Raw genomic sequence first — 25,599 nt, 5'->3', positions numbered from 1 at the left:
GACCCATGCAGAAAGCAACACCTGCGCCGACCTCGCCGACGACTGAGGATCAGTCCGTCCAGGGCCCGCGCCATTTCCTCGATATCGATAGCCTGCCGCCCGCCACCTTGCGGGCCATTCTCGACGATGCGCTTGCCATGAAGCAGGCGAGGGGGACGCTGGCCGATGGCCGCGAGCGCTGCCCCAATGCCCGCCTGGCAATGATTTTCGAGAAGCCCTCCACCCGGACCCGCGTCTCCTTCGAGGTCGGGATCCAGGAGCTCGGCGGTACGGCCACGATCCTCAATCACGGCGACATGCAGCTTGGCCGTGGCGAGACCATTGCCGACACCGCCAAGGTGCTCTCCCGCTATGTGAACGCCATCATGCTCCGCTGCGGCGCCCACGAGACGCTGACCGAGCTCGCCGAGAATGCCGATATCCCGGTGATCAACGGCCTCACCGCCCTGTCGCATCCCTGCCAGATCATGGCCGATATCCTCACCTTCGAGGAGCATAAGGGGCCGATCGCCGGCAAAACGATCGCCTGGATCGGCGATGCCAACAACGTTGCCGTCTCCTGGGCCCATGCCGCGGCGCGCTTCGGCTTCAAGCTCAAGCTGGCCGCGCCGGAGGCTTTCGGCCCCTCGCAGGCGCTGATCGATTTCGTGAACGCCGAAAGCGCCGATGTCAGCTTCACCACCGATCCGGAGGAGGCTGCGAAAGACGCCGATTGCATCGTCACCGATGTCTGGGTTTCCATGGGCGATGAGGACGCCGAACAGCGCATCGCCGCGCTCCGCCCTTTCCAGGTCAATCCGTCGCTGATGAAAATCGCCAAGCCCGACGCCATATTCATGCATTGCCTCCCCGCCCATCGCGGCGACGAGGTGACGGCCGAAGTGATCGACGGTCCCCAATCGGTCGTCTGGGACGAGGCGGAAAACCGGCTTCACGCGCAAAAGGCGATCCTCGCCTGGTGCCTCGCCGGACAAGGACAAGCGGGAGAACGCTGATGGCCCGGCCATCGCAACAGATGGCCGAGCTGGTCATTCCCCACGACGATTTGGCTTTGCCGTTCCAGGCCGAGCTGGCCCATGTGGTCGGCCGCGTGGTGAAGCTCGGCCCGACCGTGGATGACATTCTCTCCCGCCACGATTATCCCGAGCCGGTCTCCAAGCTTCTGGGCGAAGCGGTGGCGCTGGCTGCGCTGCTCGGCGCCGCCCTGAAATTCGAAGGCAAGTTCATCCTGCAGGCCTCCACCGACGGTGCGGTCGATCTTCTGGTCGCCGACTATCAGACCCCCGGCCAGCTTCGCGCCTATGCCCGTTTCGACGAGGAGCAGGTGGCGGCGATGGACGACGATGTGGAGCCTGGCGCGCTGCTTGGCCATGGCCATCTCGCCATGACCATCGATCGCGGCCCGGAGATGGAGCGCTATCAGGGCGTGGTGGCGCTCGACGGCGAGTCCCTTACCGTCGCAGCGGATACCTATTTCCGCCAGTCGGAGCAGCTCCCCACCTTCCTCCGCCTGGTCACCGCCAAGCATTATCAGCCCGGCGACGACAAGAGCTGGACCTGGCGCGCCGGCGGCTTGCTGGTGCAAAAGCTGACTCAGGAGGGCGGTGAAGAGGGCGGCGGCGCGACGCCAGAAGAGGAAGAAGACTGGTACCGCGCTAAGGCCCTGGCCGAGACGGTGGAAGATCACGAGCTTCTGGATCCGACCCTCGGCCCGGAGCGGCTGCTTTATCGCCTGTTTCACGAGGAGCGGGTGCGCGCCTTCCAGCCCTTGCCGCTGGACCCTTATTGCAGCTGCTCCCGCGAGCGGGTGGAGGGGCTTTTGAAGAGCTTCTCCGATGAGGAAATCGAAGAGATGACCGTCGACGGCGCGGTCGAGGTCACCTGCGAGTTCTGCAACAAGACCTACAATTTCGATCCGGACGATCTCGCCGGCGGCACGTCGGAGTAGTTGAAAGCCCGCTTTCCGCCGCCCCGCCGGCTGGCGACGAAGCTATGGCATCCGCCCCATAGTCTGTCGTCATCACCGGGCTTGTCCCGGTGATCCATGAACACCATCCTTTTTCCTGAGCACAGAGGCTCGCCCCCCACCTTAGCTCTTTCGCTTCAAGGGAGAGGGGATGAGCTGTGCACAGCAGGATCCTCCCCCCTGAAAGGGGGGAGCTAGAGGGGGGTCTGTTTCAAGATCCGAGGTCCGTCGTCTGACCCCCACCCCAACCCTCCCCCTTTTAGAGGGAGGGGGGCACGCCGTGCCCTCACGCCGAGAGCGTCGTCTTCAGCCGGTCGAGCAGCGCCATGCAGCCTTCCAGCTGCGAGACGGCGATGAACTCATCCGCCGCATGGGCCTGGGCGATATCGCCGGGCCCGCACACCACGGTCGGGCAGCCCGCCGCCTCGAACAGCCCCGCCTCGGTGGCGTAGGCCACCGTGCCCGGCTTGTTATGGCCGGTGAGTTTCAGCCCCAGCGACACGGCGTCCGAATCCGCCGCGGCGAGAAAGCCGATCACCGCGTGATCGTGCTCCGTGGCGATGGAGCATTGCTCCGACACCGCGCGCATCCGCGGCAGCAGCCGCTCTTCGGCATAGGCCATCAGCTTGCTCGGAATGGCGTTCGGGTCCGCCGTCGGCAGGCTGCGCACCTCCCAATCCACCGCGCAGGTCTTGGCGATGATGTTGGAGGCGGTGCCGCCTTCGATCACCCCGATCCCGACTGTCGAATAAGGCGGCTCGAAGCGGTCGTCATGCGTGACCTTCGCCTCCTCGGCGGCGATGCGCTGCAGTTCCAACACCAGCTCCGCCGCATAGGCAATCGCATTAACCCCCTTGTCCGGCGCGCTGGAGTGGCCCTCCAGCCCGGTCACCACCGTGCGGTAGAGGTCGATGCGCTTTTGCGCCTCGATCACCTGCATGCTGGTCGGCTCGCCGACGATGACGGCGCGCGGTTTGGGCAGCGTGTCGCCGAGCTTGGCGATCATCGGGCGCACCCCGACGCAGCCCACCTCCTCGTCATAGGAGAGGAGGATATGGATTGGCTCCTTCAGATCCGCGCTCTGGAAGGAAGGCACCGAGGCCAGCACGCAAGCCAGGAAGCCTTTCATGTCGCAGGCCCCGCGCCCGTAGAGCTTGCCGTCGCGTAAAGTCAGGGTGAAGGGATCGGAGGTCCAAGTTTGCCCCTCGACCGGCACGCAATCGCTATGGGCGGAAAGTCCGATACCGCCAACGCCCTCTGGCCCGATGGTGGCGAACAGGCTCGCCTTATGCCCGTCTTCGGAAGGGATCAGATGCGAGCGTACGCCATGCGCCTCCAGATATTCGCGCACGAAGCCGATCAGCGGCAGGTTCGACTTCGCGCTGGTCGTGTCATAGGCGACGAGCTGGGCAAGCAGCTCCGAGGGGGCAGGCGGGGTTTGCAGCACGGGCGGGCCTCTCTATTGCAGCATCTCGATACGCACTCTGCGGACGCTTTCCGCCCGCCTCATCCTGAGGGCGAGTCTGGCGAGGCTTCTAGCACATGTTCTTGCAAGGATTGAGAGTGTTGAAACAAGCGATGCCGTGAGTCCGTCTGGCCGAAGATTGCCTCTCTGCCGTCATGGCCGGGCTTGTCCCGGCCATCCACGAATGCATCATTGATGCCTATGACTGGGGGCTGGGTCTATATCGTCACGAATAAGCCGAATGGCATCCTTTACACGGGCGTGACGAACGACCTCGCGCGTCGGATCTGGGAACACCGCGAGGCGCGCACGCCAGGCTTCACCAAGCGCTATGAGTTAAAGCGCCTTGTTTGGTGCGAGCCCCATGAAACCATCGAGTCGGCGATCCAAAAAGAAAGCAACATGAAGTACTGGCAGCGCAGCTGGAAGGTGCGCCTGATCCTCGCCATGAATCCGGAGTGGACGGACCTGTTCGAACAGATCAATCAGTAAGACGTGGATGGCCGGGACAAGCCCGGCCATGACGTCGATAGGGCTGCCCAGGGTCGGTCCAAGGCCCGCGCCCCCCTTAAACCGCAGCCAGGCCCTGCTCCAGATCGGCGATCAGATCGTCCGGATCTTCCAGCCCGATAGAAAGCCGCAACGTGTTGTCGAAGATGCCGGCATCGGCCCGCGCTTCCGGCGAAAGCCGCTGATGCGTCGTGGTTGCCGGATGGGCGATCAGGCTTTTCGCATCCCCCAGATTGTTGGAGATGCTGAAGATCGAAAGCGCGTTGGTCAGGCGGAAAGCTGCCGCCTTGCCGCCCTTCACCTGCAGCGCCACCATCGGCCCGCCCGCCTTCATCTGGCGCGTTGCCAGCGCGTGCTGCGGATGGTCCTCGCGACCCGGATAGAACAGCTTCTCGATCTTCGGCTGCTGGCTAAGAAAATCGGCGATTCTGCCTGCGCTCGCCACCTGCCGCTCAACGCGCAAGGGCAACGTCTCCAAGCCCTTCAGCAGCACCCAGGCATTGAACGGGCTGAGCGAGGGGCCGGTATGCTTGAGGTAGGTGTGCAGGGTCTCTTCGATATACTCTTTCGGGCCCAGCACCACGCCGCCCAGACATCGTCCCTGGCCGTCGATATGCTTGGTCGCCGAATAGACCACCACATCGGCGCCGAGCTCCAGCGGCCGCTGCAGCATGGGCGTGGCGAACACATTGTCGACGAAGACCAGCGCCCCGACCTTATGGGCGAGCTCCGAGACGGCGGCGATATCGACCAGGCCGAGCACCGGATTGGTCGGCGTCTCGAAGAAGATCGCCTTGGTGTTGGGCCGGATCGCCGCCTCCCAGGCCTTCAGATCGGCGCCGTTGACGATGGTGCTCTCCACCCCGAAGCGCGGCAGCAGCGTCTCCACGATATAGAGGCAGCTGCCGAACAGCTCCCGCGAGGCGACGATGTGATCGCCCGCCGCCAGATAGGAGAGCAGCGCCGAGGAAACCGCCGCCATGCCGCTTGCCGTGCCGCGCGCGGCCTCCGCCCCTTCCAGGGCGCAGATGCGCTCTTCGAACATCGAGACGGTCGGGTTGGCGTAGCGGCTATAGACATAGCCGGGATCCTCGCCCTTGAAACGCGCCTCCGCCTGCTCGGCATTGTCATAGACATAGCCGGAATTCAGGAAGATGGCTTCCGAGGTTTCGCCGAACTGGCTGCGCTTGGTGCCTTCATGCACCAGCGTCGTCGCCAGCTTCCAATCTTTGCCGCTCTCGCTTTTCGTCCCCATGGGACACCTCCAGACACCAAACATCTCCGGCCGGCGGGCACAAAAAAACCCGGTTCGGACAAGTGCCAAAGACCGGGTTTGCGAGCAACGAGTTTGCTGACAACGGCCCTTTTAGCGACTTGTTTTACGTGGCTGCAAGCCGGCCGGCCAAATCACCACGAGTTGCGGATTTAAAGCGCTTCGGCGCGCGAGCGTCAAGAGGTGTCACCGCGGCGGAAGAACCGCCTTCCGGTAGAACACCACGCGCTCGGTCTCCTGAAAGCCGAGGGACTGGTGCATTTTCTGGGACGCTTTGTTGTTAAGAAGCACGTCCGAGGCGAGCTCGGAGACGTTCTGCTCGGCGACCCAGGCTTCCACCGCAGCGACCAGCGCCCGCGCGCGGCCTTGGCCGCGCGCATCCCCAGCCACGAACAGCCCCTCGAGAAAGGCGACCGGCGAGGTTTTGCAGCCATTCACATAGTCATGCCGCAAGGCGACCTCGGCAAAGCCGAGCGCTTCCCCGTCCTCGCGCAGGGCCAAGAAAGCCGCCGCATCCGCCCGCGCCAGCAGGGCTTCGGCCTCTTTCCGGTGTGTTTCACGGGAATCCGGCCAAAGCTGCGCCCGCAAGCCGAGCCAGGCGTCCAGCGTGTCGGGGCTGCATCTGATAATCTGCATGAGCGAAACCTATACCGGTGTGAATCCAGGGGAGAAGGGGCCTCGCGACCAAAGCAAAAGGTGACGCGTCATGGCTCCCGTGTCACAGAAGGCGGAAGATGGCCGGAAATCCGGCGAAACCCGCATTATATGGAAGCCATGCAAGCAGCCGAGACCATTTCCGGCGATGTTTCCCACGATCAGGGGAAATCGGCCCTTTCCCGCACCGGCGTTCTGCCGGCGCAGGCCCTGCGCGCCCTGATCAAGGCGGGCGAGATCGGCTCGAGCGAAGCTCCCATCGAGGAGGCTCAGATCCAGCCGGCGAGCATCGATCTTCGGCTCGGCCGCACCGCCTATCGCATCCGGGCGAGCTTCCTGCCCGGCCGCGAGGCGACCGTGCGCGAGAAGCTGGACGATTTCACCTTCCACGAGATCGACCTCACCCAAGGCGCGGTGCTGGAGACCGGCTGCGTCTATCTGGTGCCGCTGATGGAGACGCTGAATCTGCGCGCCACCATTGCCGCCTTCGCCAATCCGAAAAGCTCCACCGGGCGCCTCGACGTGTTCACCCGGCTGATCGCCGACCGCCAGGTCAGCTTCGATGCGGTGGAGGAGGGCTATTCCGGCCCGCTCTATGCCGAGATCTGCCCGCGCAGCTTCTCCATCAAGGTGAAGACCGGCTCGCGCCTGAACCAGATCCGCTTCCGCCGCCGCGGCAGCCAGCCCAGCGCCGCCGACGAGCGCCCGGGCCGTGTCGGAGACCGGGCCTTGCGCGAGCTCCATTCCGATCTCGGACTTGTCGAGGGCGAGGCCGCGATCCGCGAGGGGCTGAACCTCTCCATCGATCTGGCGCCGCCGTCCCGTTCCAAGCTGATCGGCTACCGCGCCCGCCGCTATGCCGGCATCGTCGATATGGACCGCATCGGGGCTTACTCCATCGGCCAGTTCTGGGAAGAGGTGAAGGTGGAGAAGGACCGCCGCCTGGTCCTCGACCCGCACGAATTTTATATCCTTGCCTCCAAGGAGAGCGTCGCCGTGCCGCCGGCTTATGTCGCCGAGATGGCGCCGTTCGATCCGCTGATCGGCGAATACCGCGTGCATTACGCCGGCTTCTTCGATCCCGGCTTCGGTTACGCGGAAGGTGCCGCCCCCGGCGCCAAGGCGGTGCTCGAGGTGCGCAGCCTCGATATCCCTTTCATCCTGGAGGATGGGCAGATCGTCGGCCGGCTGGTCTACGACAAGCTCACCGAAACCCCCGACACGCTCTACGGCCAGGGTATCGGCTCCAACTATCAGGGCCAGGGGCTGAAGCTCTCCAAGCATTTCAAGCAGGGCTGAGCGTCAGAGCCACGTCATCCTGAGGCGCAAGGCCGAAGGCCTGCCTCGAAGGAGACGTGGCCGGGACGCTCGCCATGCTTCGAGGCGCGCCAAGGTGCGCACCAAGGCGCGCACCTCAGCATGACGGGGCTCGTAGGATTGCCCAGCGGGCGCGCATCTACGGGCGTCATTCCGGCTTAAGCCGGAATCCAGCGACAATGCCGTGTCGTGTATTTGGATACCGGCTGTTGCCGGTATGACGCCTTGCATTGGGCCTCTCCTATTTCTCCTTCGTCATGCCCAGGGATGATGAAGGAGAGTAGTCCGGCACAGCCTGCTCCCTCTCCCCGGCGGGGAGAGGGTTGGGGTGAGGGGGGCGAGCCATCGAGACGCTGTAACCCCTCACCCGGCGCGATGCGCCGACCTCTCCCCATGGGAGAGGTGAAGCACAGCCCCAGACCGCCTCATCCTGAGGGCGAGCAGCGTGCTGCTCGCATCTCGAAGGAGAGGCAGTCGGCACGAAGGCACGGCCGCTACGCTACCGCGAGTTCCCTGAAGCTCCGATCTCTGCCATAAATCTTGCCGGGGAATGGGCGGCGACGCCCAAAAAAGAAGACCGGGGGACAAAATGGAAGCGATCAAGGCCGCACTCGAATGGCTGCAAGGCCTGGTTTGGGGCGTGCCCATGCTGGTGCTGTTGCTCGGCGTCGGGCTTTACCTGACCATCGGGCTACGTTTCCGAACTATCCTCAATATCCCCCACGCCTTCGCTCTCCTGTGGAAGGGCCGAGCGGCCGCCGGCAAGGGCGAGATCACCCCGTTCAACGCGCTGATGACGGCGCTTGCCGCCACTATCGGCACCGGCAATATCGCCGGCGTCGCCACCGCCATCTTCCTCGGCGGGCCGGGCGCGGTGTTCTGGATGTGGATGACGGCGCTGGTCGGCATGGCCACCAAATTCGCCGAGGCCGTGCTGGCGGTGAAATACCGTGAGGAGGATGCGCGCGGAAAATATGTCGGCGGCCCGATGTACTATATCCGCAATGGGCTCGGGGAGCGCTGGGCCTGGCTCGCCTTCCTGTTCGCCGTGTTCGCGGCGCTCGCCGGCTTCGGCATTGGCAACACGGTGCAGGCGAACTCCGTCGCCGATGCGCTGGAAGCCTCTTTCGCCATCCCCCAGTGGGTCACTGGCCTCGTCCTCGTCGTGCTGGTCGGCGCGGTGCTGATTGGCGGCATTCACCGCATCGCCGCCGTGGCCGGCACGCTGGTGCCCATCATGGCCATCGCCTATGTCGCCGCCGGTTTGGCGGTTCTGGTCATCAATGTGGAGGAGATTCCGGCCGCATTCGGCATGATCTTCTCCGACGCCTTCACGCCGAGTGCCGCGACCGGCGGGTTTGCCGGGGCGACGATCTGGGCCGCGATCCGCTTCGGCGTCGCCCGCGGCGTGTTCTCCAACGAGGCGGGCCTCGGCTCCGCCCCCATCGCCCATGCCGCCGCCGAGTGCAAAGGCCCGGTGAGCCAGGGCCTCGTCGCCATGCTGGGCACCTTCATCGATACGCTGGTGGTCTGCTCGTTCACCGCCCTGGTGATCCTCTGCACCGGCGCCTGGACCAGCGGCGAGACCGGCGCGGAGCTCACCACGCTCGCCTTCGAGAGCGCGCTCCCCGGCTTCGGCGCCAATATCACGGCCATCGCCCTCGCCGTCTTCGCCTTCACCACCATGCTGGGCTGGAGCTATTACGGCGAGCGGGCCACGCAGTATCTCTTCGGGGTGAAGGCGATCCTGCCCTTCCGCATGATCTGGTGCCTGGCGCCGCTGGCCGGGGCGACGGTGAAGCTCAGCTTTGTCTGGCTGCTAGCCGATACGCTGAACGCGCTGATGGCGATCCCCAACCTGATTGCACTGGCGCTGCTGAGCCCGGTGGTCTTCGCCACAGCGCGGGAGTTTTTCCGCAGCCGCGGCAAGTCGGAAGACAATCCTTATTAGGCACGGCTCCTCCCTATTCTCCGTCGTCACCCCCGGGCTTGACCCGGGGGTCCATGCCGTTCCCGAGCGGCGAATGCGGCGGCACAGTTGCAACCGCTGACCTTGCCGATGGCTCACGGCGTGGATGCCCGGATCAAGTCCGGGCATGACGAACGTGGATAAAGCGAGGCTGGGAAGCCCTCAGCTGCAGCTCGCCCCGCCGAGCACGCAGAATTTGGCGCAATGGGGATGGCACAGCTTCACCGCGCCGTCCTCAAACATCGGGCCGTCGGCCCGGGCGGCGTCCGCAAGGCTCGCCCCCATCTCGAAGCGCGGATCGTAAGGCAGCAGCGTGCAGGGCAGTACGCTCAAGGCTTTGGCGCCCTTGCGCTTCACCACCATGCGGCTTGAGGCGCACATCACGTCCGACGGGCTCTTGCCCAGAATGTCCCAGCAGGCAGACGTGATCTCGGGCACCTCGGCCGTCTCGTCCATCTCCGGAAACACCACCAGGCTTGAAGGATCGTAAGGCTCCACCGTCCAGCCCCGCGTCGCGATCAGCCGCGCGAAGCCCTCGCGCAAATCGGCCTCGCTCTCCGCGAAACCGGCGCGGCTGGCAATGGCAACAGAAAAGCCTTCCTGGCTCAGCCAATCCATGCCCTCCAGCGCCTTGCCGAAGGCGCCGGGGCCGCGCTCGGTATCGTGGATCGCCGCGGCGTAGTGATCGAGGCTGACCCGCAAGACGAGCCGGTCGCCGTGCGTTTCTTTCAGACGCAGCAACCCATCGCGCACCCGCGGCCGCAGCATCGGCTGCATGGCGTTGGTCAGCACCAGCACCCGGAAGCCGCGGGACAGCGCCGCCTCCAGCATCGGGACCATCTCAGGGTTCAGAAACGGCTCGCCGCCGGTGAAGCCGATCTCCTCCGTGCCGAACCCGCCCTCCAGCGCCTCGTCGAACAAGGCTGCCGCCTCGGCCGCGGTGATATAGGCCAGCCGGTCGTTCTTGGGGCTGGATTCGATATAGCAATTGGCGCAGGCGATATTGCACAGGCTGCCGGTGTTGATCCAAAGCGTGCGCAAAACCTCCAGCCCCACGCGCGCACGGGGCTCGCCGCTGGCGGTGCGGTCGGGGTCTTCGAATTTGGCAATCGGTTTCGGCGTGGTGTGGATCGTCATCGCTTGCGAGCTTACGGGCTAAGCGCGGCCTGGCCTAGTCAAGCTGCAAACACTTTCCGGTGAGCGAAGCTCGTGCTAGGAGCTTTGGCGGAACGCGGGTGTAGCTCAGTGGTAGAGCAGTAGCTTCCCAAGCTACGTGTCGTGGGTTCGATTCCCATCACCCGCTCCAATCCTTCAAAAAATCGCTGTCTTGTGCCGCCCGCCGGGCCTCAGCCGGCCTCGCCATGCTCCGTCTTCTCCCAGGTGAAGCGGCCGGTGAGGAACTGCCAGAGCGCGCGATAGGCGGCAAACGAGATCAGCAGCCAGTAGAGCGGCATCAGCGCCACATGCGGTATCAGGCGATAGGCGCCCCGCCGCCTCGCCGCGGCGAAGCCGAGCGCCATCGCGGCGCCATAGCCGATGGTGACATCGAGCAGCGCCAGCCCCCAAAGCGGCGTGGCGAGCAGGTTTGCCGGCGCGGCGAAGAAGGCGCCACGCAGAAGATCGTACCCCGCAAGCGCGTAGAACCACGGGTGAATCAGCACCGAAAGCAGCGTGCCCCCGACCATCAGCTGGAAGCCGGCAAAGCGTTTCGGCCCCAGCTCGCGCCACAGCGCGACCGGCCTTCCCATATGCACCAGCCAGGTCTGCAAGTATCCCTTCATCCAGCGGGTGCGTTGTTTGACCCAGGCCCAAAGCCGGGCGGGCGCCTCCTCATAGGTGGTGGAGGCCAGGGTGCCGCAGCGATACCCGGCCCGCGCCAGGCGGATGCCGAGATCGGCGTCCTCCGTGACGTTGTAGGCGTCCCAGGCGGAGAGCCAGCGCAAAGCGGAGAGGCGGAAATGGTTCGAGGTGCCGCCGAGCGGGATCGGCAGCCCGTAATGATCCAGCGTCGGCAGCAGCCCGTCGAACAGCGCCGAATATTCCAGCGTGAATTGCCGGGTGAGCCAGCTCTTTTCCGGATTGTAGATGTTCAGCCGGCCTTGCAGACAGGCGAGATCCGGCGGCCCGGCGCGGAAGGCGGCGACCGCCTTTCGGATTTGATCGCGCTCCGGCAGGTCCTCGGCATCGTACACCGCCACGAACTCGCCGCGCACGAAGGGGAGGGCGTAATTCAGCGCCTTCGGCTTGGTTTGCGGAAAGCCGGACGGCACGATGACGATCTCGAAATTGCCGGGCAAATCCAGCGCTCGCGCCATCGCGATGGTCTCCAAGTCGCCTGCTTCCAGGATCAGCTTGATGTCGAGCTTTGCCGCCGGGTAGTCGAGGCGGGAGAGGTTATGAGCCAGCCGCGGCAGCACCTTCGCCTCGCGCAACAGCGGCACCAGCAGGCTGTAGGCGGGAAGCGCCGCATCGGCCATGCGCGCCGGCGGCGCTTCGGTCTTCGCCGCTTCGGTGAAATGCCACAGCGCTGCGATCCGCAGCCCGATCACCGGCACGAAGGCGATCACCATCAGCAGGCTGAGCGCGCGCACCGTCCCGGCAAAGGCGAAGATAAGCCCTGCCGCCAGCAAGATGGCGCCAAGCGCCAGCGCGATACGCATCCAGAGCGCCACTGGCGATTTCGCCGACCGGTCGGGGAAACGCTCGAAGAGCGCTTCGGAGGCCTCATGCTTCAGCTCAGGCGCAAAATGGTGCCGGATCGCGCCGCGCACCGTCTGCGATGCGGCGAAGCAGACACGCCCGCCCAGCGCCTCGAAATCGCGGCGAAGCTGCATCGGCGCCATCTGCTCCGGTGCGAATACCGCTTGGCGCATGCCCCGCTGGCGCAGCAAGCCGGCCCGCAGGCAATCCTTGGGCCGGTCGCTGGACCGTGCCGGCACCGCATCGAGATGGGTCTCCGGCACGAATCCGACGCCGCAGAACGCCGCCAGGGCGCGCGTGTAATCCTCCGCCGAGATCCAGCCATTGGCGATCAAGACCTCATGCGGCGCCACGCCCCAGCGCAAAGCCAGCGCCTGTGCTCGGGCTAAGGTGGCGCGGTCGATCAGCCGGCCAAGCAGGAAGTCGTATTGCGAGCGGGTGAGCCGCCGGGAATCGCCGCCAGGCAAAGCCGGCGCGTGACGCGCAACTTGCACTTCGATCCCCCCGAACCGGCGCCCCGATTTGTTGTCCCGCAAGTGGCGTGGTGACCGCTTGAGGGCGGGGGAAGTTTAGGCGAGGACACGGAATAAGTGTAGAAACCATTGAATTCGCGTGTAAAATCTAAATTTACACGTAAAACGGGTGAGTCTCGTTGGTTCGTGCTGACAGCGGCGCGGCGGCGCAGTAGAACCCTATCGGGGACTCTTCTTCAGAAGCACGCCATGATTCGTCTGCGGCCAAGCCGTTTTCGGCCAAACCTTGCCACGATGCCTTGCACGGCGCTGCTCTTCGCGGGCGCGCTTCTGCTTGGGCTCGCGGCCCTAAGCGAGTCCGCCCTCGCACAAGCCAAGACCGAGATCGTGCCCGATAGCTGGCGCGGCGATGTGGTGCCGCAGACCCCGGATCTCGGCGATCTGGAGACCCTGCATTTCGTCACCGATAGCGATTATCCGCCGTTCCAGTATTTCGACGAGGAGGGCGTGCTGACCGGCTTCAATGTCGATCTCGCCTATGCCATCTGCGAGGTGCTGGAGGTCGAATGCGACGTGCAGCAGACCGATTGGGACGACCTGTTTGCCGCGCTCGACGACGGCAGCGCCGATGCCGCCATCGCCTCGATCCGCATCAGCCCGGAGACGGTGGCGAAGGCCGATTTCACCGACCGCTACTACATCAGCCCGGCCCGCTTCATCGCCCGCAAGGACAGCCCGCATCGCGATATCAGCCCCGAGGCCTTGCAAGACGTGAAGATCGCGGTGGTCGAAGGCACCGGCCACGAGGCGTATCTGAAGGCCTATTTCCCACAAAGCCAGCTTGTCGCCTTCAGCTCCGCCGATGCGGTCACCGACGCGCTCGCCTCGGGTGAGGCCGATCTCGCCTTCGGCGACGGCATTGGTCTCACCTTCTGGCTGAACGGGGTGACCAGCGACGGCTGCTGCGAATTCCGCGGCGGGCCATTCATGGATGGGACGTTCTTCGGCGAGGGGGTCGGCATCGCCGTGAAAAAGGGCGACCGGCAGATGACCCAGATCCTGAACTACGCCCTGCAGCAGGTGCATTCCACCGGCCGCTACGAAGAGCTGTTCCTGCGCTACTTCCCGATGAACTTCTTCTAGGCGGTCGGGCAGACAAACGAAAAGGGCGCCTCTCCGTGGAGAGACGCCCCGAATTTGTCTTCGCCTCGTCGCCGCTTCTCCGGCGAGCTCTACTTGGCTGCGGGCGCGGATTGCTTTTCCTCATGCTTGCCGTGCAGCTGGAAGGCCAGCACCAGGAGGATCGCACCGAAGATCAGCGCATAGGCTCCAACCCACCAGGTCAGCACCACGGCGCCGACCAGCGGGGCGACCAGCAGCACGATGCCGAAGATGATCGAGGCGATGCCGCCTAGCGCCAGCCACCAGCGCCCATGCTCCAGGGTCAGGCTGAACGCGGCCGCCAGCATCAGGAAGCCGCTGAGCACCGCCCAAAACGCGATCAGGTAGACGAAGACTAGCGCCGTGAGCCCCGGCCACAGAAAGGCGATCGCGCCGGCGGCGATATCGACCACGCCTTCCAGGATCAACAGACCCCACCGCTCTCCGTGCTGCGCCTTCTGGATGCCGGAGACGATGGCGAACACGCCATCCACCAGCATGTAGGCCGCGAACAGCAGCACCAGCGTTAGGATCGCCGCGCTCGGCACCAGAATGCAGATCAGACCGAAGGCGATGCCGAACAGGCCGCGCAGGCCCATCGCCCACCAGCTTGCCGATAAGGCTTCGCTCAATGCCACGTCGTTTGCAGTCGCCATCAGACCTCTCCTCTTCATGGGCTATCCCCGGTTCCGGGCTTTCCGGGGCGAATCGGCGGCATGATAGGCCCGATACCCTTTGCCCACTATGAAGAAGCAGGGTTTTCGAAGCGGTTCGGCATCGGCGGCGCGACGCCTTGTGGTTAACGCAAGTCGGCAATCTTCGAGCAGGAGAATGTTGAGAAACCGGGCGCATTCTGCTTCTATGCGGCAAGCGAATTAACCTTTTCGCTTGTCGTCATCGTGCTGGGGCCGGGGGGCAGAGGCTGATGAACGATGCGTATTTTTGCGTTCACTCCCATGCTCGGTGCGCTCTTCGCGTCCGCACTCCTCACCTTTTCCGAACCCGCTAGAGCGGCCTCCGCCGCGTCAGATTTCGCTTCGCCCGAAGCTTTGATGGAATGGGCGGCGACCTATCGCGAGCATCCGGCGCCGTATCGCCTGCCGGAAGCGGTGCACGCCATGCAGCGCTTCGGTCTTCTGGGCGACACGGAGAAGCGCGGCTTCTGCACCGGCTTCATTGCCGGCGTACTCGGCACCAATCCGAAGGACGGCCCCGGCCTCGTCGCCGGCATGTTCCCCATGCCGGGCAAGGAGCAGGCGGTGATCATCAAGGCCATCGCCTATTCCGGGCGTCCCGATTGGGAGGATGTCCTGATCCGCTACCGGTCGAAGATGCCGCTGCGCGAGCCGATGATCGCCGACTATCTGAACGGCAAGGAGCCGCTCCTGATGCAGGCCGATCTCGACCAGGATACCGAGCTGATCTACACGCTCTGGGGCTATTACGCCGCTACCGGCCAATACCAGCCGGTCATGCGCATCATCGATGCGCTGCGCTGGGCCAAGGCGAAGGACGAGCCGGGCTTCTCCTGGAGCAAACTCACCGCCGGCTGGACCCGCGATCCCAAGGGCGTCGACAAGGCGACCATCGGCGGTACGGCGAAATGGACGCTGGCCTCTTACGGCGAGCGGAACCGCAACCTGATCGCGCTTTACCGCTCAGAGTTGCCCCGCCAGCCGAAAGAAATCGCCGCGCCGTTGCGCGACGTCATCGAGGCGGCGGAGCTGTTCAAGTCCGAAGATGTGCGCGAGGACCAGCTTACCGCCATCCAGGAGGCGCAGAAGCAGCAGGTCGTCGAGGCGAACGGCATGTCGAAGCTGGAGACCGCAGGCTCCATCGGCATCGCCACCGGCTGTGTCGCGGCAACCGCCCTCGGCCAGGCGCAGGTCACCGTGCCATGCGTCATCGGCGGCGCCCTCTATAGCGGTGCCGTCAAGCTGCTGCATTGAGGCAGGCTGCGGTCTTCGAGGAAGGGCGTTGAACGGCGCCTAGTCGGTGCTGCGCCCGATCAGGAAACCCACCAGGGCGCCGAGACCCAGCGCGATCAGCACCGATGCGGCGAGGTGATCTTTCATCAGATCTTCGGCCTCTTCGGCCTTCTCGCTCGCAAAGGCGCGCGCCTTCGCGGCCCTGTGGCTGGCAGTGTCGCCGAAGGAATGGGTGAGGGAGTTCACCGAACGCCGCAAGGCGTCGAGCTCGGCATAGAGCTCGTCCGTATCGATGAGATGGCTGGGCTTCTGCTCACGGTGCAAATTCAACATCGACTCCTCCGCAATGGTCGCCGGCATGCCGGCACGCAATATACCTGGGAAGATAACGGGAAAGCCGGGACGCCGTTCCCGCCAGATCCGATGTTTACAGCACCATATTCCGGGCCCGGATGCCGCGCTCGATGGCGACCTTGGTTAACTGATCCAGCTCCAGCGTATCGGCGATCATCTCCAGAAGCCGCGTCTCCACATCGGGCACGTCGAGATCGGCCGCCGCCACCTCCAGCGCGCAGGCATAGGCGGTCTCCCGCAAAGGCTCCGGCAGCGCACCCCTGATCAGCCCCAGCGCCCGCTTCAGCCCGTCGTCTTCCCCGAGAAGATCGCCGCAGGCCGAGGCGACGGAGACCAGGCTGTCGGTTTCGAAATCGTCGAACACGGGAAGCGCGGAGACCGTCTCGCCGATGCGGGCGAATTCCGCATCCGACATGGCCCGGTCGACCGCGGCCATGGTCACCATCACATAGATCAGCGCTTCGTGATGGTTCAGCGGATCGGTCATGGAAAAGCTCCGGGATAAGAGTTGGTGTATCGGCTGGCGAAGCTAGGCAATTCGCGGGGCTGCGGCAAGCGCGGAGACTGGGGATCAGCCTCTCCGTTACATATCTTCGTCATTGCCGGGTTTGACGTGAGCCTGCGCCCGGGCCGGCGAAGCCGGATCCGGGTGGCAATCCATGCCGTTACGGCGCAGCCTATTCGGAGCGTCAATGATGCGCTGCGCAAGCTGGTAGGCAACGGCATGGCCCCCCGGATCAAGTCCGGGGGTGACGACAAAGAGTAAGCGCCCGTTCCTCGCGCATTGACGCGTTCCGTTGCGCGACCTAGTTTCCCCGCGCGCGAGCAAAAACGCTTCCGCGACCGAACCATCAAGCCTGGTTTTCAAGCCCATGACCGCATCCGCTGAAACGGGGGCCGGCGCTACGCCGCTGCCGCCGCTCGATCCCGATCTTTTCGCTGCCGCCGAAACCAGCAAGGCCTGGCCTTTCGAGGAGGCGCGCAAAGTCGTCGAGCGCCTGAAAAAACAGCCCAAAACGGATGGACCGGTGATCTTCGAGACCGGTTATGGCCCGTCGGGCCTGCCTCATATCGGTACCTTCGGCGAGGTGGCCCGCACCACCATGGTGCGCCATGCTTTTCGCGTGCTCACCGAGGACAAGATCGCCACGCGGCTGATCTGCTTCTCCGACGATATGGATGGGCTTCGCAAGGTGCCGGACAACATCCCCAACAAAGAGATGGTGAGCCAGCATCTGGGCAAGCCGCTGACCGCGATCCCCGATCCGTTCGGCGAGCAGCCGAGCTTCGGCCAGCACAACAATGCGCGGCTCCGGGCCTTCCTCGACAGTTTCGGCTTCGAGTACGAGTTCTTCTCCGCCACCGAATGCTATCGCGCCGGCCGTTTCGACGAGACGCTGCTCAAGCTGCTTGCCCATTACGAGGCGGTGCGCGACGTGATCCTGCCGACGCTGGGGCCGGAGCGCCGCGCCACCTATAGCCCGGTCCTGCCCATCTCGCCGGTCTCCGGCGAAGTGCTGCAAGTGCCGCTGGACTCGGTCGACAAGGAGGCCGGCACCGTCCGCTTCATCGATCCGGCCACCGGCGAGATGACCGAGCTTCCCGTCACCGGCGGTCATTGCAAGCTGCAATGGAAGGCCGACTGGGCCATGCGCTGGGTGGCGCTCGGCATCGATTACGAGATGGCCGGCAAGGATCTGATCGACTCGGTCAAGCTCTCCAGCCGCATCGCCAAGATCCTCGGCGCCAATCCGCCGGAAGGCTTCAACTACGAGCTGTTCCTCGACGAGAACGGCGAGAAGATCTCAAAGTCCCGCGGCAATGGCCTCACCATCGAGGAGTGGCTGACCTACGCCACGCCGGAGAGCTTGAGCCTTTACATGTTTCAGAGCCCGCGTAAGGCGAAGCGGCTCTATTTCGACGTCATCCCCAAGGCGGTGGACGAGTATGTCGGCCATCTCGCCGCTTTCGACAAGGAAGAGCCCGACGCCAAGCTGCGCAACCCGGTCTGGCATATCCATAGCGGCACGCCGCCCGAGGCCGAGCTGCCGATCTCGTTTGCGCTGCTTCTGAACCTCGCCTCGGCGTCCAACTCCGAAGACGCCCAGGTGCTGTGGGGCTTCATCCAGCGCTACTGCCCCGGTGCCACGCCGGAAGCCCATCCGCTGCTCGACCAGATGGTCGGCTACGCGGTGCGCTATTTCCACGATTTCGTGAAGCCCAACAAGCGCTATCGCGATGCCACCGAGCAGGAAGCCGCCGCCATGCGCGAGCTGGAAGAGAAGCTCGGCGAGCTGGAAAAAGGCGCCACCGCGCAGGATATCCAGAACCTCGTCTACGAAATCGGCAAGACGCATGAATTCGAGCCGCTGCGGAGCTGGTTCGGCGCGCTTTACGAGGTGTTGCTGGGACAGACGCAAGGCCCGCGCTTCGGCTCCTTCATCGAGCTTTACGGCATCGACAATGCCCGCAAGCTGATCAAGGAGACGCTGGAGAAATCGGCGTAAAGCCAGGCCTACAGCCGCGCTTCCCGCCAGATTTCATGCATTTCGATGGCCCGCTGCGCCGTTGCCTCGGCCAGGCAATTGGCGCCGACCACGGCCTGAATGCTGCCGCCGCTATATCGCGTGCTCCAAAAGCCGCATTTGGCGTCCCGATAGGCGATCCAGGCGGTTTGCGCCGTCTTCAAAGCGTCAGCCGAGGCCGGGTCCAGCGAGTCCCGCGCGCCCTTGTACCAGCCGTTGAGCAGCGCATCCCAAACCTGCTCGTGGCGGCGAAAACAGGAGAGCGTCTCTGCCGTCGTCTCTTGATCGTTGCAGAAATCGGTGATCGAGCCGGCGCAATCGGCCACCTCGTCCAGCGGCGCCGAATCCGAGGCGTGCCGGTTCAAGCAATCGCGCACCCGCTCCCGGTCTTGCTTGGTCGGCGTGAAATCCGCCGCCGCCGCGGCGCGCTCCGGCATCATGCTGAGAAGCCCGGCAAGGGCGATCAAGGCGGCGAGCAGGATTCGGGTCATGGATCGGGGGCCCTCTCTTTCAGACCGCCCTATGGAGGCGAGCCCCGCGCGACAAGTCAATTGCCGTTCTGCCAAAGGCCGAGCTTTTCTTGTTTTGCTGCCCTTTCTGCCTCGGCCAGCGCCTCTGGCGCGGGAGTGGTGCATGTCGCCCAGCCCTGGCGCAGCATCCATTCGGAAAGATCGGTCCCGCTCACCGTGCAGCGGGCGCTGAAGCTTTCCCGCTCGCCGCTCGGCGGGGTGGTGCAGATCACCGCCCGGCCGCGGATCAGCCGCATCAGCGCGCCGCGCGCTTTCGATCCACAGGGCCAAGCCGCGCCGTTCGACGCCTCGCATTCGGCATCGATGCTCTTCGCCTCGATCCCCTTCAGCCGGATCGTCTTGCTGCCCGCCTGCAGCGTCGCCCCATCGGTGACGACGACGCGGTAATAGCGCCGCCGGGGCAGGGCGCCCGCCTTGATGGCATGGCCCTTCTCGATCGCCGCGAAGCGCCGCACCTCTTCCGGCGCATCGGCCAGCGCCGGCTGCGGCTTGGGCGGTTGCGGCGCATCCACGCGCTTGGCGACCGATCCTCCCGGCGCATCCTTCGGCAGGCTCGTGCCCCAGGATTGAATGGCCTGCTTATCGGGTGTGTCGGAGTTGCCGGCCGGCGGCGTCTCGATCGCAAGCTGCGGCCCGTCATCCCGGTCCGGCGCAAGGCCAAGGATATGCGGCAGCACGAACAGCATCAGCACGGCCACCCCGAAGGCAAGTGCGACGATGCGCGCAAGCGTGTACATGGAAAAGCGTCGTCTCCTATTGGCTCACCCAAAGGATCCGGTGCATCCATTCGATCCGCTTGGTGGGAAACACCAAATTCGGTTGCTCCGGATTGAGCGCGGCGAGCTCCACCGTCTTCGGCCCGCGTTTGACCAGGATCTTGGCCATCACCTCGCCGTCCTTGGTTTTCAGCACCACCCGGTCCCCCTCGGCGACGGCCATCCTCGGTGAGACGAGTAACACATCGCCGGCCCGATACAGCGGCGCCATGCTGTCGCCGGTCACTTCCAGGGCGTAGGCATTCTCGTCCTGGAGGGCCGGCGGCGCCACATGCTCCCAGGCAGACCCGGTTTCGCCGAAGCCGCCGCTGCCGGCTTGCGCCAGCTCGATCAGCGGGATGGCGTCCTGCGCGGACGCCTCCTGGCGGAGCAGAGCCACCAGATCGCCGAGATCCGCGCCCGTCGCCTCCAGCACCTTGGCCAGGCTCTCCGTAGTCGGCCAGCGCGGGCGGCCTTCCGCCGTGATCCGCTTGGAGCGGTTGAAAGCCGTGGCGTCGAGCCCCGCCCGCTTGGCGAGCCCCGAAACCGAAAGCCCGTAACGCGCGGCGAGCGCATCGATCGCCGACCAGACCTTGCTATGGGTCAGCGCCGTATCGGCGTCTTGGCCAGGGGGGCCTTCGCCAGCGGCGCCTTTGCCGGGGCGGCGCAAATTCGGGGGGGGGGCCGATCTTGCCATATAGGAATTATTGCCCAAACCCGCCGCCGGGCAAACCCCAATCCTCGGCCAAGATGCCGTCTTGCTTGGCCGCCCCCCGACGCATAGGGTCTCGCCGGGAGGAGCGAGAGGCTTATGAGTGAAATCGTTTACAAGATTACGGAGAGCGCCGATTTGGCGTCTGCCGAGGAGAGTGGCGCATTGGACGGCTCGGCCGACGATCTGCGCGACGGCTTCATTCATCTCTCCTTCGCCTCCCAGGTGCCCGGCACGCTGGAGCGGCATTTCACCGGCCAGAACCATCTCATGCTGCTCGCCTTCGACGCCAAGGCGCTGGGCGATGCGCTTCGTTTCGAGCCCTCCCGCGGCGGCGAGATGTTTCCCCATCTTTACGGCTCTTTGCCGCTGGAAGCGCTGCTCTGGTCGGAGCCCCTGGCGATTGCCGCCGATGGCAGCCACCCCTTGAGCGATGCGGTCCGCGAAAAGCTGGGGCTTGCCGCGTGAAGGGGCTGTTCGGCCCCACCGCCTTCCGGCTCGGCCAGTCGGTGCTGCGCACCATGGATCCGGAAGCCGCCCACGGGCTGACCATCCGCGCGTTGCAGCTGGGGTTGCATCCGAAACAGGAAGAGCCGGACGACCCGCGCCTCGCTCAAACCGTTTGGGGTCTCGATTTTCCCAATCCCATCGGCATGGCGGCCGGCTTCGACAAGAATGCCGAAGTGCCGAAGGCGCTGCTCGAGATCGGCTTCGGCTTTGCCGAGGTCGGCACGCTCACCCCGAAGCCCCAGCCGGGCAATCCGGGAAAGCGCATCTTCCGCTCCGAGCTGGATCAGGCGGTGATCAACCGTCTCGGCTTCAACAATGAGGGCCAGGCGGCTGCGCTGGAGCGGCTGCGGTCCGGTTGTTCGGGCGTGGTCGGCGTCAATATCGGCGCCAACAAGGACAGCGACGACCGCATCGCCGATTATGTGCGCGGCATCGAGAGCTTGAGCGACGTTGCCGGCTATTTCACCGTCAATATCTCATCGCCCAACACGCCGGGCCTGCGCGATTTGCAGACCCCCGAGGCGCTGGCCAAGCTCCTCGCCGCCATCAATGGCGCGCGGCGCGAAAGCGCCAAGACCGGGCGCATGCCGCCGCTTCTGGTGAAGCTTGCCCCCGATATTCCGCGCCATGATCTGGGGGCCATCGTCAAGACCTGCCGCGAGGCCGGCATCGACGGCATGGTGATCTCCAACACTACCCTCGCCCGCGATGGCTTGCGCGATGCCGACTTCGCCAAGGAGCAGGGCGGTCTGTCGGGCCGCCCGCTATTCGAGCGCGCCACCCGCATGCTGGCGGATATCTATCTTCTGACCAAAGGCGAGCTGCCACTGATCGGCGTCGGCGGGGTCCATTCCGGCGAGACCGCCATCGCCAAGCTGGAGGCGGGCGCCTCCCTGGTGCAGCTTTATACGGGCATGGTGTTCGAAGGCCCCGGCCTCGTCGGTGAGATCAAGCAGGCCATTCTGGACAGGCTGGAGCAGCGCGGTGAAAGCGATCTGAAAGCGCTGATCGGCAGCGGTGCCGCCGAATGGGCCGAGCAGCCGCCGCTCTAGACTTCGAGCTTAATGATGTTGGTCGATATTGGCTGGCGTCGAGCGGTTGCTGCGCATCATCACTTTCAGAACCCGGGCCACCAGCCAGATCGGGAACACCAGCACTGCGCCGAGCAGGAAGTAGCGGCCGAATTCCTCAACCGCCCGGAAGCCCATATTGTAGATTGAGGTCGCCAGCCGCTGCAGGCTCTCGACGATCTCGAACGGGCTGAAGCCGAAAGCGGCCAGCAGCATGCCGACGATCAGGGAAATGATCGACAGGCGGATCAGGACCAGGAGCGGGTTGCCGCCAAAAAACCGTTCCATACCGGGATCATCCTTCTGCTGCCTGGCGCCTTTATCGGCGCGCCGCGTCAGGTCAAAATTGGTGCCGCGAGGGCCGAAGGTCAAGCATCGGTCCAAACATCGCGACCCTAGGCGTGGATAAGAGGGACGAATGCAGCGAAGCCTCAAGCAGGGGAACGAGACCGGCGGAGCGGCTCTGCCGGCGCCGTTTGCCGGCTGGTTTGCGGCGCGCGGCTGGTCGCCCCATCCCCATCAGCTCGCTTTGCTGCGTGCCGCGGAGGCGGGCAAGGACACGCTGCTGATCGCGCCAACCGGCGGCGGCAAGACCCTGGCCGGCTTCCTGCCCAGCCTCGTCGATCTTGGCGAGAAGAGCGGGGCGAAGCGCGGCCGCGGCATCCACACCCTCTATGTCTCGCCGCTGAAGGCGCTGGCCGTCGATATCGCCCGCAACCTGGCCGCGCCCGTGGAGGAGATGGGGCTCGATATCGCCCTGGAGACCCGCACCGGCGATACGCCGGCCTCGCGCCGCCAGCGCCAGCGTCTGATCCCGCCCGATATTTTGCTCACCACGCCGGAGCAGATTGCGCTAATGCTCTCCCACAAGGACGCGCCCGCGCTGTTCGCCGATTTGCGCATGGTGATCTTCGACGAGCTGCATGCCTTCGCCTCCACCAAGCGCGGCGATCTCCTCGCCCTCGATCTGGCGCGGCTGCGGCGCTTCTCGCCCGATCTCGTCACCATCGGTCTTTCGGCCACCGTCGCGCGTCCCACCGAGCTTGCCGCCTTCCTGATGCCCCATCGGGAGACCGGCGCCAGCAAGCTCGCCGAGATCCTAACGGCCGGCGGCGGCGTCAAAGCCGATATCTCGATCCTGGAGGCGGAGCAGGAATTACCCTGGGCCGGCCATTCGGCGCGCTATGCGCTGCCTGAGATCTACGAGGCGATCAAGGCCCATAAGATGAGCCTGATGTTCGTCAACACCCGCTCGCAGGCCGAGATGCTGTTCCATGCGCTCTGGGCCATCAATGACGATACGCTCCCCATCGCGCTGCATCACGGTTCTCTCGATGTGGCCCAACGGCGCAAAGTCGAGGCCGCCATGGTGGCGGGCAAGCTCCGCGCCGTGGTCTGCACCTCCACCCTCGATCTCGGCATCGACTGGGGCGACGTGGATCTCGTGATCAATGTCGGCGCGCCGAAAGGCGCCAGCCGTCTCGCCCAGCGTATCGGCCGCGCCAATCACCGTATGGATGAGCCGAGCAAGGCCTATCTGGTTCCCGCCAATCGCTTCGAGGTGGTGGAATGCCGGGCCGCGCAGGAGGCGGCCGCCGAGGGCGCGCAGGATACCCCGCCCTTCCGCCCTGGCGCGCTGGATGTGCTCTCCCAGCACGTGCTCTGCGTGGCCTGCTCCGCCCCGTTCGACGCCGACGATCTTTTCCAAGAGGTGCGCAGTGCCGCGCCCTATCAGGACCTCACCCGCGAAGACTTCGACAAGATCGTCCGCTTCGTCGCCACCGGCGGCTATGCGCTCTCCCATTACGAGCGTTACGCCAAGCTGAAGGCTACCCCCGAAGGGCTCTGGCGCATCGCTCACCCGAAGGTCGCCCAGCAATACCGGCTGAATGCCGGCACCATCGTCGAAGCGCCGATGCTCCGTGTGCGGCTTGCGCGGGGCAAGGGCGGGGCGCTGAAACCGAAAAGCGTGCTCGCCGCCGGCCGCGTCCTCGGCGAGGTGGAGGAATGGTTCGTCGAGCAGCTGCTCCCCGGCGATACCTTCCTGTTCGCCGGCGAGGTGCTCCGTTTCGAGGGGCTGCGCGAGAACGACGTCATCGTCACTCGCAGCCATAAGGACGAGCCGAAAGTGCCGTCTTACGACGGCGGCAAGTTCCCGCTCTCCACCTATCTGGCCGAACGCGTCCGCCGTCTTTTCGCCGAGCAATCCGGCTGGGCGCGGTTCCCAGCGCCCGTCTCCGATTGGCTGCGGCTGCAGCGCGACGTCTCCTCCGTCCCGGCCATCGACGAGATCATGGTGGAGAGCTTTCCGCGGGCGCAGAAATTCTATCTCGTCTGCTACCCCTTCGAGGGACGGCTCGCCCATCAGAGCCTCGGCATGTTGCTTACCCGCCGGCTGGAGCGCCTCGGCGCCCGCCCCCTCGGCTTCGTCGCCAACGAATATGCCCTCGCCATTTGGGGGCTGAACGATATGGGCAGCATGATTGCCACCGGGCGGCTCGATCTCGATGCTTTGTTCGACGAGGATATGCTGGGCGACGATCTCGATGCCTGGCTCGCCGAATCCAATCTGATGAAGCGTTCGTTCCGGGCCTGCGCCACCATCGCCGGGCTGATCGAGCGCCGCCATCCGGGGCAAGAGAAATCCGGACGCCAGATGACCGTCTCCTCCGACCTGATCTACGACGTGCTGCGCGAGCACGAGCCCGATCACATTCTGCTGCAGGCCGCCTGGGCGGATGCGGCCTCCGGGCTCATCGACGTCGGCCGCCTCAACGGCCTACTGAAACGGGTGAAGGGACGAATCAGGCATATTCGCCTGGACCGGGTCTCGCCTTTGGCGGTGCCGGTGATGCTGGAGATCGGCCGCGAAAGCGTGCCCGGCGAAGCCAAGGAAAGCCTGCTGCGTGAAGCCGTCGACGAACTCATCGCCGAAGCCATGGGCCAAGACCGCGAGGGCGGGGACTTCGGTCCAGAAGGAATGGGGTCTCATGCTTCGGAGCTCTGAGACCGGGACGCCGGACTTTGCCCTCTCCTTTGCCGGCCACGCCTTCGTGCCCCATGCGGCGGGCGCGCTGTATTGGGAGAGCGAGCGCACGCTGCTGGTTGCCGATCTGCATCTGGAAAAGGGGGCGGCTTATGCAAGGCGCGGCCAGATGCTGCCGCCTTACGACAGCCGCACCACGCTGCGCCGTCTGGCCCAAGTCATCGCCCATTTCGATCCGGCTTGCATTGTGGCGCTGGGCGACAGCTTTCATACGTCCGAAGTCGCCGAAGCTTTGGGTCCGGAAGAGAGGTCCGCGCTCGCCAAGCTGCAGCGCGGCCGCGACTGGATCTGGATCACCGGCAATCACGATCCGGAAATCCCCACCCATCTCGGCGGCTCCGTGGCGACCGAGCTCGCCGTCAACGGCATCACCTTGCGCCACGAGCCTTCGCCCCAAAGCGCCGAGATCGCCGGCCATCTCCACCCCATCGCCCGCGTGGTGCGCCAGGGCCAGGCCATCCGCCGCAAATGCTTCGCCACTGACGGCAACCGCCTGGTGATGCCGGCCTTCGGTGCCTATTCCGGCGGGCTGGACGTGATGGGTCGCGCTTTCGCCGGCCTGTTCGACCGCGAAAGCCTCGCCGTCTGGCTGATGGGCAAGGACCGGGTCTATCCCTTCCACGGCCGCGCTTTGGCGGGCTGATCGCTGCAGGCAGAGCTTTGGCTCCTCATGGTGAGGGC

General features: G+C 65.1%; 25 protein-coding genes, 1 tRNA gene and 1 riboswitch. Of the genes, 13 read left to right on the top strand and 13 right to left on the bottom strand.

Features of this window, described 5'->3' with window-relative positions; translation table 11 throughout:
• Positions 1 to 5: 5 nt before the first annotated feature.
• Together argF and HT051_RS14275 are read left to right on the top strand one after the other, a co-directional pair.
• Positions 6 to 995 (top strand): ornithine carbamoyltransferase, encoded by a 990-nt coding sequence (gene argF, locus HT051_RS14280; RefSeq protein ID WP_174542654.1) that lies wholly within the window; start codon positions 6 to 8, stop codon positions 993 to 995.
• On the top strand, positions 995 to 1,948 hold the full coding sequence (locus HT051_RS14275; protein WP_174542653.1) for an Hsp33 family molecular chaperone: 954 nt from the start codon (positions 995 to 997) through the stop codon (positions 1,946 to 1,948). The genes argF and HT051_RS14275 overlap by 1 nt, the downstream gene beginning before the upstream one ends.
• A 304-nt stretch (positions 1,949 to 2,252) precedes the next feature.
• Here HT051_RS14275 and argE read toward each other — a convergent pair whose 3' ends face one another.
• Entirely contained in the window at positions 2,253 to 3,413 is a 1,161-nt protein-coding gene (gene argE, locus HT051_RS14270) for an acetylornithine deacetylase (RefSeq protein WP_208454336.1), read from the bottom strand.
• Positions 3,414 to 3,626: 213 nt separating this feature from the next.
• On the opposite strand from argE, the gene HT051_RS14265 reads away from it, so the two are divergent.
• The gene (locus HT051_RS14265; protein ID WP_333502649.1) at positions 3,627 to 3,923 is read left to right on the top strand and encodes a GIY-YIG nuclease family protein; all 297 of its coding nucleotides are present in this window, start codon (positions 3,627 to 3,629) and stop codon (positions 3,921 to 3,923) included.
• 76 nt (positions 3,924 to 3,999) lie between these two features.
• Here the strand turns inward: HT051_RS14265 and metZ are convergent, their stop codons facing one another.
• Entirely contained in the window at positions 4,000 to 5,196 is a 1,197-nt protein-coding gene (gene metZ / locus HT051_RS14260; protein WP_174542652.1) for an O-succinylhomoserine sulfhydrylase, read from the bottom strand.
• Between the two features lie 90 nt (positions 5,197 to 5,286).
• A riboswitch (SAM riboswitch) is annotated at positions 5,287 to 5,365 on the bottom strand.
• A 35-nt stretch (positions 5,366 to 5,400) separates the two neighbouring features.
• On the bottom strand, positions 5,401 to 5,850 hold the full coding sequence (gene aac(6'), locus HT051_RS14255; protein ID WP_174542651.1) for an aminoglycoside 6'-N-acetyltransferase: 450 nt from the start codon (positions 5,848 to 5,850) through the stop codon (positions 5,401 to 5,403).
• A 138-nt stretch (positions 5,851 to 5,988) separates the two neighbouring features.
• On the opposite strand from aac(6'), the gene HT051_RS14250 reads away from it, so the two are divergent.
• A complete protein-coding gene (locus tag HT051_RS14250) occupies positions 5,989 to 7,167 on the top strand; it encodes a 2'-deoxycytidine 5'-triphosphate deaminase (protein WP_174542650.1) in 1,179 nt (392 codons plus the stop codon).
• Positions 7,168 to 7,774: 607 nt separating this feature from the next.
• Positions 7,775 to 9,136 (top strand): sodium:alanine symporter family protein, encoded by a 1,362-nt coding sequence (locus HT051_RS14245; protein WP_174542649.1) that lies wholly within the window; start codon positions 7,775 to 7,777, stop codon positions 9,134 to 9,136.
• Between the two features lie 180 nt (positions 9,137 to 9,316).
• On the opposite strand, the gene HT051_RS14240 is transcribed toward HT051_RS14245, so the two are convergent.
• A complete protein-coding gene (locus tag HT051_RS14240) occupies positions 9,317 to 10,291 on the bottom strand; it encodes a radical SAM protein (RefSeq protein ID WP_174542648.1) in 975 nt (324 codons plus the stop codon).
• Positions 10,292 to 10,385: 94 nt separating this feature from the next.
• On the opposite strand from HT051_RS14240, the gene HT051_RS14235 reads away from it, so the two are divergent.
• Positions 10,386 to 10,460: transfer RNA gene (locus tag HT051_RS14235), tRNA-Gly, on the top strand.
• A 40-nt stretch (positions 10,461 to 10,500) separates the two neighbouring features.
• Here the strand turns inward: HT051_RS14235 and HT051_RS14230 are convergent.
• The gene (locus HT051_RS14230) at positions 10,501 to 12,348 is read right to left on the bottom strand and encodes a glycosyltransferase family 2 protein (protein WP_174542647.1); all 1,848 of its coding nucleotides are present in this window, start codon (positions 12,346 to 12,348) and stop codon (positions 10,501 to 10,503) included.
• A 273-nt stretch (positions 12,349 to 12,621) separates the two neighbouring features.
• Between HT051_RS14230 and HT051_RS14225 the strand changes: the two genes are divergently transcribed.
• The gene (locus HT051_RS14225) at positions 12,622 to 13,470 is read left to right on the top strand and encodes a transporter substrate-binding domain-containing protein (protein WP_174542646.1); all 849 of its coding nucleotides are present in this window, start codon (positions 12,622 to 12,624) and stop codon (positions 13,468 to 13,470) included.
• Positions 13,471 to 13,559: 89 nt separating this feature from the next.
• On the opposite strand, the gene HT051_RS14220 is transcribed toward HT051_RS14225, so the two are convergent.
• Entirely contained in the window at positions 13,560 to 14,144 is a 585-nt protein-coding gene (locus HT051_RS14220; protein ID WP_246810108.1) for an HdeD family acid-resistance protein, read from the bottom strand.
• A 396-nt stretch (positions 14,145 to 14,540) separates the two neighbouring features.
• On the opposite strand from HT051_RS14220, the gene HT051_RS14215 reads away from it, so the two are divergent.
• Positions 14,541 to 15,437, top strand: a complete 897-nt coding sequence (locus tag HT051_RS14215) for a hypothetical protein (protein WP_208454335.1) — start codon at positions 14,541 to 14,543, stop codon at positions 15,435 to 15,437.
• Positions 15,438 to 15,476: 39 nt separating this feature from the next.
• Here HT051_RS14215 and HT051_RS14210 read toward each other — a convergent pair whose 3' ends face one another.
• From HT051_RS14210 to HT051_RS14200, 3 genes are all read right to left on the bottom strand, one after another.
• Entirely contained in the window at positions 15,477 to 15,749 is a 273-nt protein-coding gene (locus HT051_RS14210) for a hypothetical protein (RefSeq protein WP_174542643.1), read from the bottom strand.
• A 94-nt stretch (positions 15,750 to 15,843) separates the two neighbouring features.
• The gene (locus HT051_RS14205) at positions 15,844 to 16,257 is read right to left on the bottom strand and encodes a tellurite resistance TerB family protein (RefSeq protein WP_174542642.1); all 414 of its coding nucleotides are present in this window, start codon (positions 16,255 to 16,257) and stop codon (positions 15,844 to 15,846) included.
• Positions 16,258 to 16,353: 96 nt separating this feature from the next.
• Positions 16,354 to 16,644 carry a hypothetical protein gene (locus HT051_RS14200; protein ID WP_174542641.1) on the bottom strand — a complete coding sequence of 97 codons (291 nt, stop codon included), beginning with the start codon at positions 16,642 to 16,644 and terminating at the stop codon, positions 16,354 to 16,356.
• Here HT051_RS14200 and HT051_RS14195 point away from each other — a divergent pair.
• Entirely contained in the window at positions 16,643 to 18,277 is a 1,635-nt protein-coding gene (locus tag HT051_RS14195) for a lysine--tRNA ligase (RefSeq protein WP_174542640.1), read from the top strand. The genes HT051_RS14200 and HT051_RS14195 overlap by 2 nt on opposite strands.
• 8 nt (positions 18,278 to 18,285) lie before the next feature.
• Here the strand turns inward: HT051_RS14195 and HT051_RS14190 are convergent, their stop codons facing one another.
• Genes HT051_RS14190 through HT051_RS14180 form a run of 3 tightly spaced genes read right to left on the bottom strand, consistent with a single transcriptional unit; the run spans position 18,286 to position 20,277 of the window.
• Entirely contained in the window at positions 18,286 to 18,786 is a 501-nt protein-coding gene (locus HT051_RS14190) for a lysozyme inhibitor LprI family protein (protein ID WP_174542639.1), read from the bottom strand.
• A gap of 56 nt (positions 18,787 to 18,842) precedes the next feature.
• The gene (locus HT051_RS14185; RefSeq protein ID WP_174542638.1) at positions 18,843 to 19,562 is read right to left on the bottom strand and encodes a thermonuclease family protein; all 720 of its coding nucleotides are present in this window, start codon (positions 19,560 to 19,562) and stop codon (positions 18,843 to 18,845) included.
• Positions 19,563 to 19,578: 16 nt separating this feature from the next.
• Entirely contained in the window at positions 19,579 to 20,277 is a 699-nt protein-coding gene (locus HT051_RS14180; protein WP_174542637.1) for a helix-turn-helix transcriptional regulator, read from the bottom strand.
• 114 nt (positions 20,278 to 20,391) lie between these two features.
• Between HT051_RS14180 and HT051_RS14175 the strand changes: the two genes are divergently transcribed.
• Both HT051_RS14175 and HT051_RS14170 read left to right on the top strand, forming a co-directional pair.
• A complete protein-coding gene (locus HT051_RS14175) occupies positions 20,392 to 20,760 on the top strand; it encodes a DUF952 domain-containing protein (RefSeq protein ID WP_174542636.1) in 369 nt (122 codons plus the stop codon).
• A 53-nt stretch (positions 20,761 to 20,813) separates the two neighbouring features.
• A complete protein-coding gene (locus HT051_RS14170) occupies positions 20,814 to 21,854 on the top strand; it encodes a quinone-dependent dihydroorotate dehydrogenase (RefSeq protein ID WP_174543037.1) in 1,041 nt (346 codons plus the stop codon).
• A gap of 9 nt (positions 21,855 to 21,863) precedes the next feature.
• Here HT051_RS14170 and HT051_RS14165 read toward each other — a convergent pair whose 3' ends face one another.
• Positions 21,864 to 22,160, bottom strand: a complete 297-nt coding sequence (locus HT051_RS14165) for a DUF6460 domain-containing protein (RefSeq protein ID WP_174542635.1) — start codon at positions 22,158 to 22,160, stop codon at positions 21,864 to 21,866.
• 130 nt (positions 22,161 to 22,290) lie between these two features.
• Here HT051_RS14165 and HT051_RS14160 point away from each other — a divergent pair, with 130 nt between their 5' ends.
• The gene (locus HT051_RS14160) at positions 22,291 to 24,879 is read left to right on the top strand and encodes a ligase-associated DNA damage response DEXH box helicase (protein ID WP_174542634.1); all 2,589 of its coding nucleotides are present in this window, start codon (positions 22,291 to 22,293) and stop codon (positions 24,877 to 24,879) included.
• Positions 24,863 to 25,561: a ligase-associated DNA damage response endonuclease PdeM gene (gene pdeM / locus HT051_RS14155; protein WP_174542633.1), complete on the top strand. Its 699-nt coding sequence runs from the start codon at positions 24,863 to 24,865 to the stop codon at positions 25,559 to 25,561. Before HT051_RS14160 ends, pdeM begins: the two co-directional genes overlap by 17 nt.
• Positions 25,562 to 25,599: the final 38 nt, after the last annotated feature.

This window comes from Methyloligella sp. GL2 (assembly GCF_013341275.1).
In the GTDB taxonomy this organism is placed as follows: Bacteria; Pseudomonadota; Alphaproteobacteria; order Rhizobiales; family Methyloligellaceae; genus Methyloligella.
This window is presented reverse-complemented; position numbering and strand designations above follow the sequence as displayed.

Bases quoted from the DNA above. Each gene is read 5' to 3' on its own strand.
- argF (WP_174542654.1), top strand. From the start codon at position 6: ATGCAGAAAGCAACACCTGCGCCGACCTCGCCGACGACTGAGGATCAG.
- HT051_RS14275 (WP_174542653.1), top strand. From the start codon at position 995: ATGGCCCGGCCATCGCAACAGATGGCCGAGCTGGTCATTCCCCACGAC.
- HT051_RS14265 (WP_333502649.1), top strand. From the start codon at position 3,627: ATGCCTATGACTGGGGGCTGGGTCTATATCGTCACGAATAAGCCGAAT.
- metZ (WP_174542652.1), bottom strand. From the start codon at position 5,196: ATGGGGACGAAAAGCGAGAGCGGCAAAGATTGGAAGCTGGCGACGACG.
- HT051_RS14250 (WP_174542650.1), top strand. From the start codon at position 5,989: ATGCAAGCAGCCGAGACCATTTCCGGCGATGTTTCCCACGATCAGGGG.
- HT051_RS14245 (WP_174542649.1), top strand. From the start codon at position 7,775: ATGGAAGCGATCAAGGCCGCACTCGAATGGCTGCAAGGCCTGGTTTGG.
- HT051_RS14240 (WP_174542648.1), bottom strand. From the start codon at position 10,291: ATGACGATCCACACCACGCCGAAACCGATTGCCAAATTCGAAGACCCC.
- HT051_RS14225 (WP_174542646.1), top strand. From the start codon at position 12,622: ATGCCTTGCACGGCGCTGCTCTTCGCGGGCGCGCTTCTGCTTGGGCTC.
- HT051_RS14220 (WP_246810108.1), bottom strand. From the start codon at position 14,144: ATGGCGACTGCAAACGACGTGGCATTGAGCGAAGCCTTATCGGCAAGC.
- HT051_RS14215 (WP_208454335.1), top strand. From the start codon at position 14,541: ATGGAATGGGCGGCGACCTATCGCGAGCATCCGGCGCCGTATCGCCTG.
- HT051_RS14210 (WP_174542643.1), bottom strand. From the start codon at position 15,749: ATGTTGAATTTGCACCGTGAGCAGAAGCCCAGCCATCTCATCGATACG.
- HT051_RS14205 (WP_174542642.1), bottom strand. From the start codon at position 16,257: ATGACCGATCCGCTGAACCATCACGAAGCGCTGATCTATGTGATGGTG.
- HT051_RS14195 (WP_174542640.1), top strand. From the start codon at position 16,643: ATGACCGCATCCGCTGAAACGGGGGCCGGCGCTACGCCGCTGCCGCCG.
- HT051_RS14200 (WP_174542641.1), bottom strand. From the start codon at position 16,644: ATGGGCTTGAAAACCAGGCTTGATGGTTCGGTCGCGGAAGCGTTTTTG.
- HT051_RS14190 (WP_174542639.1), bottom strand. From the start codon at position 18,786: ATGACCCGAATCCTGCTCGCCGCCTTGATCGCCCTTGCCGGGCTTCTC.
- HT051_RS14185 (WP_174542638.1), bottom strand. From the start codon at position 19,562: ATGTACACGCTTGCGCGCATCGTCGCACTTGCCTTCGGGGTGGCCGTG.
- HT051_RS14180 (WP_174542637.1), bottom strand. From the start codon at position 20,277: ATGGCAAGATCGGCCCCCCCCCCGAATTTGCGCCGCCCCGGCAAAGGC.
- HT051_RS14175 (WP_174542636.1), top strand. From the start codon at position 20,392: ATGAGTGAAATCGTTTACAAGATTACGGAGAGCGCCGATTTGGCGTCT.
- HT051_RS14170 (WP_174543037.1), top strand. From the start codon at position 20,814: ATGGATCCGGAAGCCGCCCACGGGCTGACCATCCGCGCGTTGCAGCTG.
- HT051_RS14165 (WP_174542635.1), bottom strand. From the start codon at position 22,160: ATGGAACGGTTTTTTGGCGGCAACCCGCTCCTGGTCCTGATCCGCCTG.
- HT051_RS14160 (WP_174542634.1), top strand. From the start codon at position 22,291: ATGCAGCGAAGCCTCAAGCAGGGGAACGAGACCGGCGGAGCGGCTCTG.
- pdeM (WP_174542633.1), top strand. From the start codon at position 24,863: ATGCTTCGGAGCTCTGAGACCGGGACGCCGGACTTTGCCCTCTCCTTT.